The organism is Dinoroseobacter sp. S375 (assembly GCF_049800775.1).
Lineage (GTDB): Bacteria > Pseudomonadota > Alphaproteobacteria > Rhodobacterales > Rhodobacteraceae > Dinoroseobacter.
The window spans coordinates 1-15594 of record NZ_JBNAFR010000019.1; the positions used below are offsets into that span (position 1 = coordinate 1).

A 15594-nucleotide genomic window follows, 5' to 3' on the forward strand; every position below is an offset into this window, starting at 1 on the left:
TGAGCTACCCCCCGAAATTCGGACACTGACGTAAGCTACGAATTGCTGTCTGCTGATCTTCGACGAAGAGGAGATCAGAGATGTCGAAACGGAAGAACCATTCGCCTGAGTTCAAGGCCAAAGTTGCGCTTGAGGCATTGAAGGGCGAGCGGACGGTTGCTGAGTTGGCAAGCCAGTTTGGCGTTCACCCGACGATGATCCACAGCTGGAAGCGTGCGCTGCTTGAAGGCGCGTCTGGCGTGCTCGAGCGTGGTGGCCGAAAGACGCCGGAAGTGGACGAAGAACAGGTCAAGGACCTGCACGCCAAGATCGGGGAGCTGGCTGTGGCCAATGATTTTCTGTCACGAAAGCTCAAACCGTGGACCGGCAAGTGAGGCGGAAGATGGTTGAACCAGCCAATACCGATCTGTCGATTGGCAAACAGTGCAGGCTGCTGTCGATCTCGCGGTCATCATTCTACTACACGCCCAAGGGCGAGACGGCGATGAACCTGATGCTGATGCGTCAGATCGACGAGCAGTTCCTGGAAACACCGTTCTTCGGTGTCCGGCAGATGACTTGGCACCTGCGCAACGAGGGACATCTGGTCAACGAGAAGCGTATCCGCCGATTGATGCGGCTGATGGGGCTCATGCCGATCTACCAGAAGCCCAACACCAGCAAGGCGGCGAAGGGGCACAAGACGTATCCCTATCTGTTGCGCGGTTTGCGGGTGACCCGGCCCAACCAGGTCTGGGCCGCAGATATCACCTATCTGCCGATGCGGCGTGGGTTCCTGTATCTGGTGGCGGTCATGGACTGGTACACCCGCAAGGTGCTGGCCTGGCGCATATCCAACACGCTGGAAGCAGACTTCTGCGTCGAGGCGCTGAACGAGGCGATCCACCGCTTCGGCCCGCCCGAGATCATGAACACCGACCAGGGCAGCCAGTTCACGTCGTTTGCCTGGACCGACCGGCTGCGGCGATCCGGCGTGCGCATCTCGATGGATGGCAAGGGACGCTTCCTCGACAACATCTTCGTGGAACGGCTCTGGCGAAGCCTCAAATACGAATGCGTCTACCTGCACGCTTGGGAAACCGGATCAGAGGCGACGGCGGGTGTCGGAAAATGGATCGAGTTCTACAACCGCAAGCGCCCCCATTCCGCCCTTGGCGGCCAACCGCCAGCCATGGTCTATTGGCTGAGAAAAGACGAAACCCAACCCGATCAGCAGGAGCAGAGAGTAGCTTAGATCACGCCGGAAACTGTCCAAACATTGGGGAGTAGCTCACCAGGGCCCATTTCAAGAATGGGTAATCTCCGGGGTTTGCGGTTTCTTGGTAGAAATCCAATTCCATCAAACTCTCTAGTTTGATACTTGTGAGATCGTATCGAAGTGCCGTAATCGCCTTCATGCGGTCCTCATGCGTGCGCTCGCTCAGCGCGACGCGGAACTGGATCCTGTTGTTCGTCTCGATCTCGAACTCGTCCAGACCGACGGTCTCCAGGACCCCGCTCACCCGCTCTGCTCCGATGTCAGAAACGCGGCGCAGCGCGTCATCGGGTCCCGACGTCGCTCCAGCAGGTCGGACCTTGCGTAGCTCCGCTCGGCCCTGGAGCCGATCTGATGTGCCAGCGCGGCCACTGCAACGTCCGGCGGCGCGCCACAGACCTCCCCGGCCAAGTCGCGGAAAGAACTGCGGACCCCGCGCACGGTGAGATCCCCGCGTCCCATGCGCCCATAGGCCAAGGCCCGCTCCCGCGCCTGGTTGAGCGTCACCACATCCGCACCGCACAACACGAAATCCGTCCGCAAGGGCGCGCCTTCGCAACTCTTCTTGGCTTTCACCGTCACCCGAACAATCCAACGCCGCGCGCCTGAGGGATCCACGATCAGGTACGCCCCATCCCTATGCCGCCCAGGATCGAGAGTCTCTAACAGCTTCCCGCTCAGCGCAGACACTTCCACAACACAGCGCGTACCATCTAGAAAAACGACTGAGGTAATATTGGGGCAAAGTCAACGAAAGCGAAGCCGCGTGCTCGTTGGTTGGAGAACCAAGGGCAATAACGCCCTACGAGAGCGAGACGACGTATCGTGGCGAAAGAGGGAGTGGCGGAGAGACAGGGATACGCAGAAACTCCGCTCAGCGGGCAGATCCAAATGCCGACCACCTTCCACGTTTCTCTGGGAATAGCGCCCGATACGATTGCTTTCTCACGCTCTCGCCGGGCGCGTCGTCTATCGGAGCGCCGATATCGAGGTCTTGGAGCGCGACGCAATGAACGCGACGTCCGATCAGGGCGTTCAGGCCTACCGACCCCAGCCTCGTCTTCCGGACCTGGTGCACCGCCCCAAGGCCCTGATTTACGACGCAATTCGATTGCGCCACATCCCAGGCTCGGCTAGCCTCGGCTTAGGCCCAGAAAATGGGCGCGCATAGTCATCATGCGCACTGCCCGAGCCGGGAAGCGTGATGTAGAACTACAGACCGGAGCTTCGTTGGGGCGTCGAGCAGCGCCTCGAGTTCATAGAGTTCCCCCTGTTCTGGGAGAGATATGTGAGCCGCAGCGATCTGACGGAGCAGTTCGGCGTCTCGGTGAACCAGGCGTCCGCCGACCTGAATCGCTACATCGGCTTCGCGCCTGACAACATGGTCTACGACAAGAGCGCGCGGTCCTGTGTTCGCGGCTCGGACTTCACGGCGCAATTCCTCAAGCCCAATGCGAGCCGTTGCCTCGCTCAGCTGCGCTCGCTCGCCGACGGTATCCTCGACCGAGAGGAATCCTGGATTGCCAAGCTCCCATCGTACGCATCCTCCCCGATGCCTGTACGTTGCGTCAGCCTGGTGACGCTCCGCTCGGTCGTTTGCGCCGTCCGTCGGTCCGATGCGATCGAGGTGAAGTACCAGTCACTGTCCAGCGCGAAGCCGCGCTGGCGGTGGATCGCGCCCCACGCCGTCGAATTTGACGGGTTCCCTTGGCACGGGCGAGCGTTCTGTCTGACCGACGAGTGCTTCAAGGACTTCCAGCTGTCCCGAATGCTCAAGATTCGAGGCTCACGGCAGAGCGACGCATCCGCCGACGACGACAGCGACTTGCATTCCGAGGTCACGCTGGAGGTCGCCCCTCAACCCGAACTCTCGGAAACGCAGCCGAAGGCTATCGCTCTGGACTACGGCATGTGTGGGGGCAAGGCGAAGATCAGGGTGCGGCGCGCGCTCCTCTACTACGCGCTCAGGCGGCTTGGACTGGATACTGATCCCAGCGCGCGGCGACCGCAGGATCAGCAGATTGTACTCCTCAATCGAAAAGGTGAATTGTGCTCCTGGTTATGATCAGTCCTACTATTGTTCAAAAGACCCCCGATGGGATATTTCACGATTCCGCGTTCCAACTGCTTTGCGGCGATCGACGCCGCTGCCCATATCGCTGAGTTTGATCAGTAGGGAATAGTTGATTTGAAGGATGATAACTTGGCGACTGCTGATGCTACACCACGCGCTTCGGCGCTGATCGAGAGCCTCAGGGACATAGGGTATACTCTTCCCACTGCACTTGCTGATGTCATTGATAATTCAATAACAGCAGGCGCATCGTCTGTTCGCATTCATGCAGACACTATTGGTGAAGACGCTTCAATTGCCATCTTGGACAATGGCTGCGGAATGGATCAGGCCGAATTGATTGAGGCGCTCAGGCCCGGTAGCAGGAATCCGCGTGAAACGAGAACAGCATTCGATCTTGGACGATTTGGCTTGGGCTTGAAAAGCGCCAGCTTTTCCCAGTGTCGCCGACTGACGGTATTGTCGCGAAAGAACGGTAAGATCTCTGGAGCCCGATGGGATCTTGATGAAGTTGCCGCAAAAGACCGCTGGGAAATCTCGCTGATTGACCAGCACGAGGGCATCCCTCAAGCAGATCTATTGCGCGAAAGCGGGACCCTTGTTCTTTGGGAGAAGCTTGATCGGGTCGATGGCGGGTATCGGAATGATATCCAAAAGCAAGCGCAGTACACCAATAGCGCGCTGGCGGCAGCAGAGAGGCACCTGAGAATTGTCTTTCACCGATTCATGGAGCGTACCGGCAAAGGCAGGCTTTTGATTTCAATCAATGGTCGCGTTCTGGAACCGATTGATCCTTTCGCATCAAAGCATCCAAAGACGCAACCTGATCAGCCTGAAGAACTCCGGCTTGCGCATGGTGTAGTTCACTTCCAGAGCTTTACCATTCCCCACCACAAGGCGATGAAGCGGGAGGAATGGGAGGAACTTGGCGGACCCGAGGGTCATCTCAGATCGCAAGGATTTTACATCTATCGTAGCGATAGACTTATCATAAGCGGCAGTTGGCTCGGCTTGGCGCGGCAGACCGAGCTCACAAAGCTCTGCAGGATCCGTGTTGATATCCCAAACACGATGGATGCCGACTGGAAAATTGACGTAAAGAAGGCCTCCGCGCAGCTCCCACCCGCCGTCAAAGAGCGGCTAAAGAAGATCGTCGAGCGCTTTGTCCAAACGTCCAAGCGGACATATCGCAAGCGCGGCCAGAAACTGACCGATGAAACTCGTGCGCCCATGTGGCGACGGCTAATCAAGGATGGGGCGATCGTCTATCAGCCGAATTCCGACCACCCGGCGCTGCTTGAGTTCGAGGAGCGTCTTCCTGAAAACCTCCGTCATGATTTCAGAAATTGCATCGCGCTTGTCGGTGCGGGCCTGCCTGTGGGCTCGTTGCATGCCGACCTGTTTGGACAGGCCGAGACGGTGAAGGCTGCGGAAGCCGAGCTTGATGCACTGGAGCAAGCCTTGGAGTCGATGGTCCCGCATCTGCTCGAACAGGGGATCTCCGAGGCGGGTGTGCGCTCGATGCTGAAGACTACCGAAATGTTTCGCAAGGAGTGGGACCGGGTTGAACCCGTACTCGCCAGACTTCTCGAGCAGGAGGGACACGAATGAGCACCCAGCTCGACATGCTCGACAACATGGTGTCGCACGGGCTTGCCGACAGCGCGAGACGGACACCAGAGGGTATCCGCGAACTGATCGCCTCTGTGAGACAAGCTCCGATCTTCCCGCACGTCACCGATGACGATGCCGAGATGCTCGCCCGCGAGATCGAGGAACGGATCGGTGTCAGTATGGGGTTGGGATCTCTTGTGGTGGCGGCCGACGATTTCGAACCTTGGCTCGAGAATGCAAGGGCCGAGATCGAAAGTGGATCCGACCCCTGGTATTACTGGTCCCGCTACAAGAAATTGCTTTTCAAGAACAAGCTGCCGCAGGATGTCATCTATGGGACGGACCAGGTGACGGATACTATACTCGGTCGCTTGGGAAACCCACGAGACAGTCGATCTTGGGACCGAAAGGGTATGGTTGTCGGACACGTCCAGAGCGGCAAGACTGCCAACTATACTGGTCTTGTCTGCAAGGCGGCCGACGCCGGATACCGCTTGATCATCGTGATCGCGGGTATCCACAATAACCTGCGCAACCAAACCCAAGGTCGGATTGATGAGGGCTTCATCGGGCGCGACACTGGCCGGCTCGCCCAAGTGGGAACCCGCGAAAAGCCCAAGTTGATTGGCGTTGCCGAGTTCGATGACAGGTTCACGCCAGTCAGCCTCACCAACACGATCAGGGATTTCAACAAGTCCACTGCGACCTCCAACACGAGCCAGATCGCCTCCTATGCGGTTCCGGTCGTGCTGGTCATCAAAAAGAACACGCACACTCTGCGCAACCTCACTGAGTGGCTGCGCGAGCATAGCGCCAACCACTCATCCGAAATGGTCGATCAGCCGATGTTGCTGATCGATGACGAGGCTGACAACGCTTCGATCAACGTCAAATACGGCAAGAGTGAGGTGTCGAGGATCAATGGCCAAATCCGAGAACTTCTAGGTCTATTCCGACGCAGTTGCTATGTCGGCTACACTGCAACTCCTTTCGCAAACATCTTCATCGATCCCGAACAAGATGAGACCATGGAGGAGGAGGACCTCTTTCCGCGCGACTTCATTACCGGTCTCGATGCCCCCAACAATTACTTTGGACCACGTAAGGTATTTCTAGATGGCATGCCGAATGACGAGGAGCCGTATTATCTGCGCAACATCACTGACAACGGGGATGTACTGCCGATCAAGCACGGGAAGGATGATGAGCTCGTAGCCATACCCGAGAGCATGATTGAAGCCCTCCGCACATTCCTTGTCGCGCGTACGATCCGCGACCTGCGCGGCCAGGCAGATCAGCACGCATCGATGCTCGTGAATGCCAGCCGCTTCACCCGCATGCAGGGCCTCATTCGCAACCGGCTTCAGGAAGTTTTGGACACGATCCGGGACTCAGTGCGCATCAATGCCTCTCTCGGGGAGCGCGGCCTTCTTGACCCGGAGATCGCGGCATTGCGGAAGACATGGGCCGACGAGTTCCGGGACGAATGGCCGGACTGGAGCGAGATCCAGAGTAGACTTCTCCAGTCGGTCGGTGGTGCCAAGGTCGTGGAGGTCAACAGCAGAGTCAACGACCTCGATTATTCCGCAGCAGGCGACCGCGGATTGACAGTGATAGCCGTCGGTGGCTTCTCACTGTCGCGCGGCCTTACCCTCGAGGGGCTCACCGTCTCCTACTTTCTGCGAAACTCCATGATGTATGACACGCTTATGCAGATGGGTCGCTGGTTCGGCTATCGCGGCGGATACGAGAAGCTCTGTCGTATATGGATGCCGCCTCAGGCGATCGGCTGGTACGCCCACATCGCCGAAGCGACCGAGGAACTGCATGAGGAACTCCGGCGCATGCAGCGGGACCGGGCAACGCCACTGCAGTTCGGGCTTGCGGTGCGCAGTCACCCCTCGTCGCTGCTGGTCACCGCTCGAAACAAGCTGGGATCCGGCGAGAAACATTTAAAGATCGGTCTGTCGAACGGCTATGTCGAGACGCACAAGCTACAAAATGATGGCGAGGTTCTGGAGAGTAACCGAAGTGCCGCGCGGAACTTTCTTATCGCCTTGCGCGAAGAGGGGTATGACCCAAGCAAGACCAAGTGCCAGGGTGGTTATCTTTTAAAAGATGTCGGCGTCGCTCACATCGACGAATTCCTGATCCGGTTCCGGAACGCTCGCGAAAGCGTAGGAACCAACATTTCACCACTCCGCGACTACATTGCCCAACGCGCCCATGATGAACTCGCCAAGTGGGACGTCTTCATTGCCAGCGTGAGCGAGAAACAAGAAACCAGCGATGTACTCCGTTGGCCCATTGGTCCGGCCAAGCGCAGCATTGGGGTCGAGCGTCTCGAGGACGGCATTTTGTCGATCAGTGGGCGCCGTGCGCGGGTCGCATCTCGTGGGGTCGAAAAAATCGGCGTCGCTGCAGAGGACGCCGCACGCGCTGAGGCAGAATTCATTTCTGCGCACAATCTCAAGGGCAGCCGGAACGTAAACTTTCCTGATCACATTTACAGAAGGGTGCGCAGGAAACCACTTCTTGTACTCTTCCTGATTTCAGTACGGCTACCCGAAAAGGTCGAAACGCCCGAGAAACACGTTGAACTGCTTCCGAATGAGCCTGTTGTCGCATTCGGAATCAGCTTCCCGGTCTCGTCACGCCCGGATGAAAAAGTCGAGTATGTCATGAATACCACGATGCTTCGTGAACTCTTTGGAGATGAAGACCTCGACGAGGACGCGGAGATGGAAGATGTCTGAAACGAACCCATGGAGTGGGCTGACTTTTGACGAGGCGCGTCGGGTCGACAAGCGAGGTCGCCATGACTTCTTCTGGGCCGCTGTAGAGAACGACAGTGTTGCGCTGGCCCTCGTTCTTCCAGAAAAGACAGAGCGGGTTTTACCACTACCAAAGATCCGGAGCCTCGATATCGGCTATCGGAAACTTGGAGCACGGGACGCTCTGATCGTGGCACTCCGCGATCCGGAGCAGAGGGACTTGTTCGCCAACCTTTGCCTCGACATCGTCTCGGCTGGCGAGCAGGGCAAGACTGCCGACGAAGCCCTTGACCGCGCGGTGCGACGGACACTTCGTTGGCATCATCTCTTGAGAGGCGGGTCATCAGAGCGTTTGAGCCTCGAAGAACAAAGGGGCCTTATAGGCGAACTACAGTTTCTTCAGCTGTTATGCGCCCAGATTGGTGCAGACGCGGCGATCGAGGCGTGGCGCGGGCCCGACGAAGGGGCGAAGGATTTCGAACTCCACGGATTGTGCGTCGAGGTCAAGGCGCGCCGAGGCGCGGCACGACCGCAAGTGCAGATTTCATCGGAGGATCAGCTGGCCGACGTGTCCGGGGCGGAGCTCTTCCTGCTAGTCCACGATGTCGACGCGGCGGTGAAGCCCGAGGGCATGTCACTGACGGATCATGTGCAAGTGGTCGAAGACATCTACCGATACGCAACCATGTCGGCCTATGGCGCATGGGAGCGCTTGCTCGCGGCTACAGGCTTTGACTGGGACCACGACTACAGCGATCGGCGTTGGACTGTCGGCAAACGGTTGGCATTCCGGGTGGAAGACGGGTTTCCTCGCATATCCTCACCAGTTGCGACTGGCGTCCTGAATGTCAGGTATGTCGTGGCTCTAGACGCATGCGCAGCTTTTATCATCGAGGACGAAACCTTCATCACTGAATTACAGAAAACGCAGTCTTCGATCGACACACAGGGAGGCTGATAGGTGTCTGAACTGGATGAATTTCACCGCGAGCTTATCGCCGACATCCAAGGCGAAGCGGATGTAGGTGGGTCCTATACGACCGAGGCTTTCTTCGAGAAAATGGGTGACATCCTGACCGAAGCCGGAGAACTGGATGGTGCGGACTACGCCTATTTTGAAGGGACCGGTCGGCGAGGAACGGCGTTACAGATCCACGGATATGGCGGCGACCCGCGTGAAGCACAGGGAATACTTAGCCTGATCCTCTGTGATTTTTCCACGAGTGAAGAGGTTCGGGTATTCAGGGCGGACGATCTGAAGTCCCGCTTCAACAGGCTCGTCGGCTTCCTACGGCATGCCCGAGACGAAGAGTTTCGAGAGCAACTTGAGGAGACGAGCTCCGGCTTCATGCTCTCCGATCTTATCTCGACTACCTGGCCGAGCATCTCGAAGATCAAACTGATCGTCATAACCAATGCAGAAAAGCGCGCGAAGGCCGATGGCCTGCCCGCGGGTTCGATCGGTGAAAAGCCCGTAACCTATACGGTGTGGGATCTTGCAAGGATCGAGAAATATGTTCGGTCGGGGCAAACCCGGGAAGACCTTCTTATCAATTTCGAGAAGGATTTTGGTGGTGCGATCCCGGTCCTGAGAGCATCGATGGGCGATGCGGCTCTTGAAAGCTATATTGCCGTCATCCGCGGCAGCCAACTGGGCGAGATCTATGAGAAATGGGGAACCCGGCTCTTAGAAGCTAATGTGCGCAGCTTCCTCCAGGCCCGTGGAAAGGTGAACCGCGGCATTCGGGATACGCTCGAAGACCAGCCCGAAATGTTCTTCGCTTACAATAACGGCATAACGGCCACCGCAAATAATGTAGAAATCAGGCAGACCGAGAACGGGCCAGTTCTCGTCTCCGCCGACAATCTTCAAATCGTGAATGGTGGACAGACCACTGCGTCCATTCACGCGTCTCGAAGGCAGCGCCCGAAACGCCCCAAAGCGCGTCTGGATGAAGTCTATGTCCAGATGAAGCTCAATGTTGTCCCGCCAGAGACGGCCGAAGAGGTGATCCCAAATATATCGCTCTACGCAAACAGCCAGAACAAGGTGAACGATGCAGACCTGGCGTCGAACCACCCTTTTCAGATGCGATTGCAAGAGTTCTCCCGGCGCATTCTCGCCCCCAAAGGCGAAAGCGCCTACCAGGAGACCAAGTGGTTCTACGAACGGGCGCGCGGGCAATATCCGGATGAACGCGGGCGTCGTACCGAGTCTGAGCGTAAAAAATTCGATCTCGAATATCCCCGCTCACAGTATTTTACCAAGACGGACCTAGCCAAGTTCGAGAACTCGTGGGCGGGGCTTCCACATGTGGTCAGCCAAGGGGCGCAGAAAAACTTCGTGTCCTTCCAGAGAGAGGTTGCCAAGGAGTGGAAGAAATCCGACGCACGGTTCCACGAGACTTGGTTCAAGCGAATGATCGCAAAAGCGATCATCTTCCGTCGCCTGGAGAAAGCGGTGCCACAACAGCCTTGGTATGAAGGTGGTTACAGGGCAAATATCGTCACGTATTCAATGGCCAAGCTGGCCTACGATATGGATTGCCGGGAGAGACTTGTCGACCTAGACCGGATCTGGCGGCAGCAATCCGTACCAGAACCGGTGGAGGCAGCCCTCCTCCTTACCGCGGCGGAAGCCCATGATGTCATAACCCACCCGCCTGAAGGCGTCCGGAACATGAGTGAATGGGCGAAGAAGCAGGCCTGCTGGGCGCAGCTGCAACATCGGGAACTGGATTACCCATCCGACTTGCAGGACTATCTGCACACACCTGCCGAGGCCACCGCTGTGGCTGACGAGGAGAGAAAGAAAAAGACGGTCACATCTGGAATCGAGGCTCAATCAACCGTGGTGAACCTCGGCGCGGCATTCTGGAAAGATGCGCTCGAATGGGGCAAGGATCGCCGGCTCGTGACGCCTAAGGAGGCTGGAATACTGGAGACCTGCACTCGGATTCCCGATCGGCTTCCATCCGAAAAACAATGCTTGATCGCCATCGAAGTTCTCGAAAGACTCGAATCGGACGGTTTTGAGGCCCGTGTTGCTGCGGCCGGAGAGTGATCAGTTGCCCATCAGAAGTCCCCGAATCACGCGTGCAATCTGAAGCGCCAGAAACGGTGGGACTGCATTGCCAACCTGATGATACTGGGCCGTGCGTGGACCGCAGAAAAAGTAGTTATCTGGAAAGGTCTGAAGTCTCGCCGCCTCGCGCACCGTCAAGGAACGAACTTGGCGCGGATCAGGGTGAATGAAATAGTGACCATCCTTGGAGATATGGCTGGTCACGGTCTTGGAGGGGCGATGACCAAGTTGGACACGAAACCGATCTGCGAAATCGCCTGACGCACGGTTCCGATGTTCAGGCTGAAGGAATTCTGGGAAATCAGAGAGCTTCGGAGACACCTTCATCACCTTGGCATATAAGGCCGCAAAGAGGTAGCGTCCCAAATCTTCCGGAATATGTCCCCTGGTCTCGTGATGCAGGACACGGTCAAGTTTATCATCGACCAACCAATCAGCCAGTTCAGTATCCACGAAGGGTCCATTGCCTGTTCGCCTGTGATCGCGCCGCAGTTCATCGCGCGCGAGCCCGTCGGTCCGCAAGCTGCCTAGGAGTTCGCGAACCGGCTGGAGCACCTTACGCGATTTGAGGATTGCGTCGGCCTGACACAGAACCGCGTCCCGCCACGCCTCTGCGCCATCCCCCCGGCTCAGGCCGCTTCTGAGGCTCGGCAAGTCACCAATCGCGTTAAGTACCGAGACTGTGGTCTCCGCACGCTTCAGCAACGAGCCGCGTTCCGCAGGCGCTGTGATATCACTCCGAAGACCGACAATGAAGACACGATGGCGCTGTTGGGGGATGCCGTGATCTTCGGGTCGAACAAGAAAATCCCTGCCCAGGAATGAGTTGCCTTCGGGAGGCGGTGCAAGAGGGAGAAGATGATAGCCATCGCCGGCGCCGGCGAGATCCTCGAGGACGCGCTGGAATATGCCGCCGCCGTTAACACGGCTGGAAATCATGCCCTTAACGTTTTCCATCACGAAGGCGGCCGGGCGCAGGCGATCGAGGATGCGAACATATTCTCGGTAGAGATAATGCCGTTCGTCCTTTTCCGGTATGTAATCGTGCTTGCCTCGGTTACGGGACCGTCCGGCGAGTGAGTAGGCTTGACAGGGTGGCCCACCAATAAGGATCGTATTCCCGTTGAATTCCTCACGCGTCCGGTCAAGCGTGTCCGAAATCAGTTCGAAGCTTCCCTCCGCACCCAGTTCGAGCTGCCGCGCTTCGGCCTCTGCTGCTTTCCACTCGACAGAATGGAGATCAGACCAATCCGGCATCGGAGAGCCGGAATTCAGCGCATCGTGGTAGGCCTTGGGAAACCCGTTTTCAAAGCGGCGCAGGAAAGCCCGCAATCTGAGAGTCCGGACTTCGATGGGCTGCCGTTCGACGGACAAGCGGATCTCCATGTCGCCGTCACCTTCGCGACCTGCGGCAGCGAAACCTTCGCCAAGTCCGCCCGGGCCGGCGAACAGATCAACAATGCCAAAAGTGGAAGGCAAGTCAGACTCCCTGACGAACTTCGTTCAGCCGGTGTATACTAGGTTGAGGGACGAACTCCAGGACGCATGTGACAGATATCGTGGATCAGCAAACCCGGTCCCGCATGATGGCAGGGATCAGGGGAAAAGACACAAAGCCCGAGCTAGCGCTCCGGCGGGCGCTGCACGCGCGCGGTTTCCGATTTCGACTCCATTCGAAGGCGATCGACGGTCGACCTGACCTCGTTCTGTCGAGGTATCGCGCCGTCATATTCGTGCATGGCTGTTTCTGGCATCGTCACGAGGGGTGCCCCTACACCACTACACCATCGACCCGCCAAGAGTTCTGGCAGGCCAAGTTTGACGCAAATGTCACTCGGGACAAAGCTGTTCGCGAGAAGCTTCTGGAAGAGGGCTGGCGCGTTGCAACGGCGTGGGAGTGCGCGCTCAGGAAACCGGATGAGATTACCGCTTCCGCAGACAGCCTATCGGCATGGCTACGATCCGATGCAGACCAGATCGAAATCGGCGCCAAAGAGGCACATTCGCCCCGACAGGCCCGATAGCATGGACGCACGCTCAGCTGATCTTCGCGCCCCAGAAGGACGAGTGGTCGGCCGCGAAGTAGCCGTCCGCGACACGTTAATACCCCTGCGGTTCTACGGTATCGCCCGCGGAGAGGGGCACTATGGTTTGCAGCCATATTGCGGTGACGAGCGAGACGTTGGTGGCCGAGAGTTCGCCGAGGGAGCCGCGGAGTTCGGTCGTGCCGTTCACGACGAACCGCCCGCGCACTCGCGCCGTGGTGTTGGCGTTGATCTTGTAAAACAACGTCGCGCCGAAAAGGCAGGTGCCGTTCAGGGGCGCCACTAAGTGGTTGTTCGCGGCGTCGAAAGCGCCGTGGTCGTTGTAGTCCGTATTGTTGATGGTGATCTTCGTCCAGGCGCCGACGCTGACATAGTTGTCGTAGTTGGTATACGCCTTGAAGCGGAGGAGCCGCGGCTGGTCGACGATGCCGTTCGCGTTGTCGACGCTGAACCCGTTGAAGAAGGTGCTCCCATCGGCCACGACCGCAAGCCGGAGCTTGTCCGAGCCGAACAGCCCGACTAGCGCCTTGGTCACGAAGCCAATCGGGAGAGTCAGGCCGACATCGTCGCCCGCGGCCTCCTTGTTCATGGTGTCAAACAGATCGCCCGCCGCCCTGGCTCTCGGCCTAGGCGACCCAGAGCGCGGCGTTCAGCTTGGTCGAGAACGGGTTGGACGCATCGGCCGTCGTGCCGACCCCGAGAAGCGGCATGTTCTGCAGCGCCTTTTGCGTGGTCCCGACCCAGCCAGACCCGTCGTAGACGAACAGCAGCGCTCGTCCTCAACCTACGCCCGCCAACCGGTGCGCGGCGGAAATCGCAGCCAAGGCGCCGTCGCTCCAGAGCGCCACGTTCAGGTCCCAGCCCGCCCATCCCGCAGGCGGATCACCTGATTTTCCTACGGAGACACGATCGGCGCAGGTGTGACAGCGGGCGCCGTGTCATTCAGCCGCCTGCCGGAGCCCCCCGTGACCCGCCAACAGGCGCTCGATCCGCTCTTGCGCCGGGGGGTGCGTGGCGAACAGCCGGTCGAACTGATGCTTGTGCAGCGGATTGACGATGAACATATGCGCCGTCGTCGGGTGTCGCTCGGCCCGGTTGTTATCCACCCGCCCGGCGAGCCGCGAAATCTTGTAGAGCGCCGAGGCGAGTCCCTCGGGATGCCCGGCAATCGCCGCGCCGTCTCGGTCGGCCTCGAACTCCCGGGTCCGACTGATTGAAGCCTGCACGATCCCTGCCGCCAACGGGGCCAGAAAGGTCATGGCCAGAACGCCGACCAGCCCAAGCGCGCTGTCTCTGCGACCGCCCATGAACAGCGCGAAATTCGCGATCATCGAGATCGCCCCGGCCAGCGTGGCAGTGATCGTCATCACGAGCGTGTCGCGGTTCTGGATATGGGCCAGCTCATGGGCGATAACGCCGGCAATCTCGTCGGGCCGCAGATGCTGCAGCAGGCCCGTGGTGACCGCGACCGCCGCGTTTTCCGGGTTGCGCCCGGTGGCAAAGGCGTTGGGCTGCGGTGTGTCCACGAGATAAAGCGCGGGCATCGGCAGCCCGGCGGATCGCGCCAGCCGCTCCGTCATCTCATGCAGGCCGAACCGGTCATTGGCCCCGATCGGGCGCGCATCATGAATCCGCAGGACCGCCGCGTCAGACCGCCACCATGCCCAGAGGTTCGTGAGCGCGGCAATCGCCAGCGCCACCAGAGCGCCCGCGCCGCCCCCGACAAGGTATCCGACCCCCATGAAGAGCGCCGTCATCGCCGACAGCAATACCGCGGTTCTTGCAAAAGCCTGCATCTCGTTTCCTTTCACTTCCCTAGGGCTGCGCCTACGCGGAGACCCGCGTATGCATGAAAAACAACCATGACAGCGGGACGGTCCAGAGCATGGTCGCGAGGACGGCCCCCTTTTCGAGAATCCCGTCAAAACTGTCCGGCGCCAGCTTGAAGGCGACCGCCAGAACGATCCACAAAACCGACGAGAGAACGAACATCCGGACCATGTTCTCGCTGATCCGCCGCACCCCCTCTGCCATGAGCAGGGGACCAGCCAGATAAAGCGGACCGAGCAGATAGGTCAGTCGGGTATGGGCCGACATGTCGCCCGGGCCCCCGAACTTGTCCCACAGCCCAAGCAACGCGGTCACCAGCGCCAGAGCGAGCAGGCAGAAAATGCCCATCGACCAGCGCTCTTTGCCGAGATGCGCGTGGGCCGCCCCAACCGCGAGGCCTGCCAGACCCACCGCATTCACGTAGAACCCGGTATCCATGATCCATTTCAGCGGGCCGCGCCCCATATCGCTGATTGTGTCTGCAACCATGTCGTGGTCGGTCAGCAGCGTGGCGATCAGGGTCGTGATGACCGGAAAAAACGCCCCGACCAGCCCGAGCGCCCCGCAAATCGCGAGCAGCTCGGATCGCACCGTCTCGGTCTGACGCCGCGGGGTGGCATCGAACGAGACGAGCGGTCGGATATAGGTGATGTTCTCAGTCTTCGACATCGGTCGCCTTGCGCAGAGCCTCGGCCACCGGGCCGTCGCCATCTGCTTCCTGAACAGCCTGAACCAGCTCGTCGCTCGGTTCCGCGTCCGACACCGCGTGATCCGCGTCGCCTTTTTCGCCCGGGCGGTTCTTCAGGTTGTGGTGCATGTCAGAGCCCTCGAGCCCCTCGAGATGCGGATTGTATTCTGTCTTGGACATGGGTGTGCCCTCCCTCGGATTGCGTGGTTCAGTCCTTTAGGCAACGGTT

The 15594-nt window shown here is 58.9% G+C and carries 14 protein-coding genes; 7 read left to right on the forward strand and 7 right to left on the reverse strand.

The window, feature by feature from the left end; translation table 11 throughout:
* The first annotated feature begins 80 nt into the window (after positions 1–80).
* A protein-coding gene (locus ACP150_RS21900) for an IS3 family transposase (protein ID WP_424964469.1) occupies positions 81–1234 on the forward strand; the annotation gives its coding sequence in 2 pieces (ribosomal slippage) (positions 81–342 and positions 342–1234; 1155 coding nt in all).
* 1 nt (position 1235) lies between these two features.
* On the opposite strand, the gene ACP150_RS21905 is transcribed toward ACP150_RS21900, so the two are convergent.
* Positions 1236–1502 (reverse strand): hypothetical protein, encoded by a 267-nt coding sequence (locus ACP150_RS21905; protein ID WP_424968860.1) that lies wholly within the window; start codon positions 1500–1502, stop codon positions 1236–1238.
* Positions 1499–1837, reverse strand: coding sequence for a hypothetical protein (locus ACP150_RS21910; protein ID WP_424968861.1), 339 nt, complete (start codon positions 1835–1837; stop codon positions 1499–1501). The genes ACP150_RS21905 and ACP150_RS21910 overlap by 4 nt, the downstream gene beginning before the upstream one ends.
* Before the next feature lie 676 nt (positions 1838–2513).
* On the opposite strand from ACP150_RS21910, the gene ACP150_RS21915 reads away from it, so the two are divergent.
* The 5 genes from ACP150_RS21915 (at position 2514) to ACP150_RS21935 (ending at position 10781) form a co-directional block, all read left to right on the forward strand.
* The gene (locus ACP150_RS21915) at positions 2514–3320 is read left to right on the forward strand and encodes a WYL domain-containing protein (RefSeq protein WP_424968906.1); all 807 of its coding nucleotides are present in this window, start codon (positions 2514–2516) and stop codon (positions 3318–3320) included.
* A gap of 138 nt (positions 3321–3458) precedes the next feature.
* Positions 3459–4940: an ATP-binding protein gene (locus ACP150_RS21920; protein WP_424968862.1), complete on the forward strand. Its 1482-nt coding sequence runs from the start codon at positions 3459–3461 to the stop codon at positions 4938–4940.
* Positions 4937–7699, forward strand: a complete 2763-nt coding sequence (locus ACP150_RS21925) for a Z1 domain-containing protein (RefSeq protein ID WP_424968863.1) — start codon at positions 4937–4939, stop codon at positions 7697–7699. The genes ACP150_RS21920 and ACP150_RS21925 overlap by 4 nt, the downstream gene beginning before the upstream one ends.
* On the forward strand, positions 7692–8675 hold the full coding sequence (locus ACP150_RS21930; RefSeq protein WP_424968864.1) for a PD-(D/E)XK motif protein: 984 nt from the start codon (positions 7692–7694) through the stop codon (positions 8673–8675). Before ACP150_RS21925 ends, ACP150_RS21930 begins: the two co-directional genes overlap by 8 nt.
* 3 nt (positions 8676–8678) lie before the next feature.
* Positions 8679–10781: an AIPR family protein gene (locus ACP150_RS21935; RefSeq protein ID WP_424968865.1), complete on the forward strand. Its 2103-nt coding sequence runs from the start codon at positions 8679–8681 to the stop codon at positions 10779–10781.
* On the opposite strand, the gene ACP150_RS21940 is transcribed toward ACP150_RS21935, so the two are convergent.
* Positions 10782–12281, reverse strand: coding sequence for a DNA cytosine methyltransferase (locus ACP150_RS21940; protein WP_424968866.1), 1500 nt, complete (start codon positions 12279–12281; stop codon positions 10782–10784). It abuts the gene before it with no gap.
* A gap of 68 nt (positions 12282–12349) precedes the next feature.
* On the opposite strand from ACP150_RS21940, the gene ACP150_RS21945 reads away from it, so the two are divergent.
* Positions 12350–12826, forward strand: a complete 477-nt coding sequence (locus ACP150_RS21945; RefSeq protein ID WP_424968867.1) for a very short patch repair endonuclease — start codon at positions 12350–12352, stop codon at positions 12824–12826.
* A gap of 76 nt (positions 12827–12902) precedes the next feature.
* Here the strand turns inward: ACP150_RS21945 and ACP150_RS21950 are convergent, their stop codons facing one another.
* The 4 genes from ACP150_RS21950 to ACP150_RS21965 all read right to left on the reverse strand — a co-directional run bounded on the left by ACP150_RS21950 (position 12903) and on the right by ACP150_RS21965 (position 15545).
* On the reverse strand, positions 12903–13436 hold the full coding sequence (locus tag ACP150_RS21950; RefSeq protein WP_424968868.1) for a hypothetical protein: 534 nt from the start codon (positions 13434–13436) through the stop codon (positions 12903–12905).
* A gap of 349 nt (positions 13437–13785) precedes the next feature.
* The gene (locus ACP150_RS21955) at positions 13786–14604 is read right to left on the reverse strand and encodes a M48 family metalloprotease (protein WP_424968869.1); all 819 of its coding nucleotides are present in this window, start codon (positions 14602–14604) and stop codon (positions 13786–13788) included.
* A 70-nt stretch (positions 14605–14674) separates the two neighbouring features.
* Entirely contained in the window at positions 14675–15346 is a 672-nt protein-coding gene (locus ACP150_RS21960; protein WP_424968870.1) for a DUF998 domain-containing protein, read from the reverse strand.
* Positions 15333–15545 (reverse strand): hypothetical protein, encoded by a 213-nt coding sequence (locus ACP150_RS21965; protein WP_424968871.1) that lies wholly within the window; start codon positions 15543–15545, stop codon positions 15333–15335. The genes ACP150_RS21960 and ACP150_RS21965 overlap by 14 nt, the downstream gene beginning before the upstream one ends.
* Positions 15546–15594: the final 49 nt, after the last annotated feature.

Excerpts from the sequence above, each read along its gene's own strand:
- ACP150_RS21965 (WP_424968871.1), bottom strand. The coding sequence starts at position 15,545 with ATGTCCAAGACAGAATACAATCCGCATCTCGAGGGGCTCGAGGGCTCT.
- ACP150_RS21960 (WP_424968870.1), bottom strand. The coding sequence starts at position 15,346 with ATGTCGAAGACTGAGAACATCACCTATATCCGACCGCTCGTCTCGTTC.
- ACP150_RS21955 (WP_424968869.1), bottom strand. The coding sequence starts at position 14,604 with ATGACGGCGCTCTTCATGGGGGTCGGATACCTTGTCGGGGGCGGCGCG.
- ACP150_RS21930 (WP_424968864.1), top strand. The coding sequence starts at position 7,692 with ATGTCTGAAACGAACCCATGGAGTGGGCTGACTTTTGACGAGGCGCGT.
- ACP150_RS21950 (WP_424968868.1), bottom strand. The coding sequence starts at position 13,436 with ATGAACAAGGAGGCCGCGGGCGACGATGTCGGCCTGACTCTCCCGATT.
- ACP150_RS21925 (WP_424968863.1), top strand. The coding sequence starts at position 4,937 with ATGAGCACCCAGCTCGACATGCTCGACAACATGGTGTCGCACGGGCTT.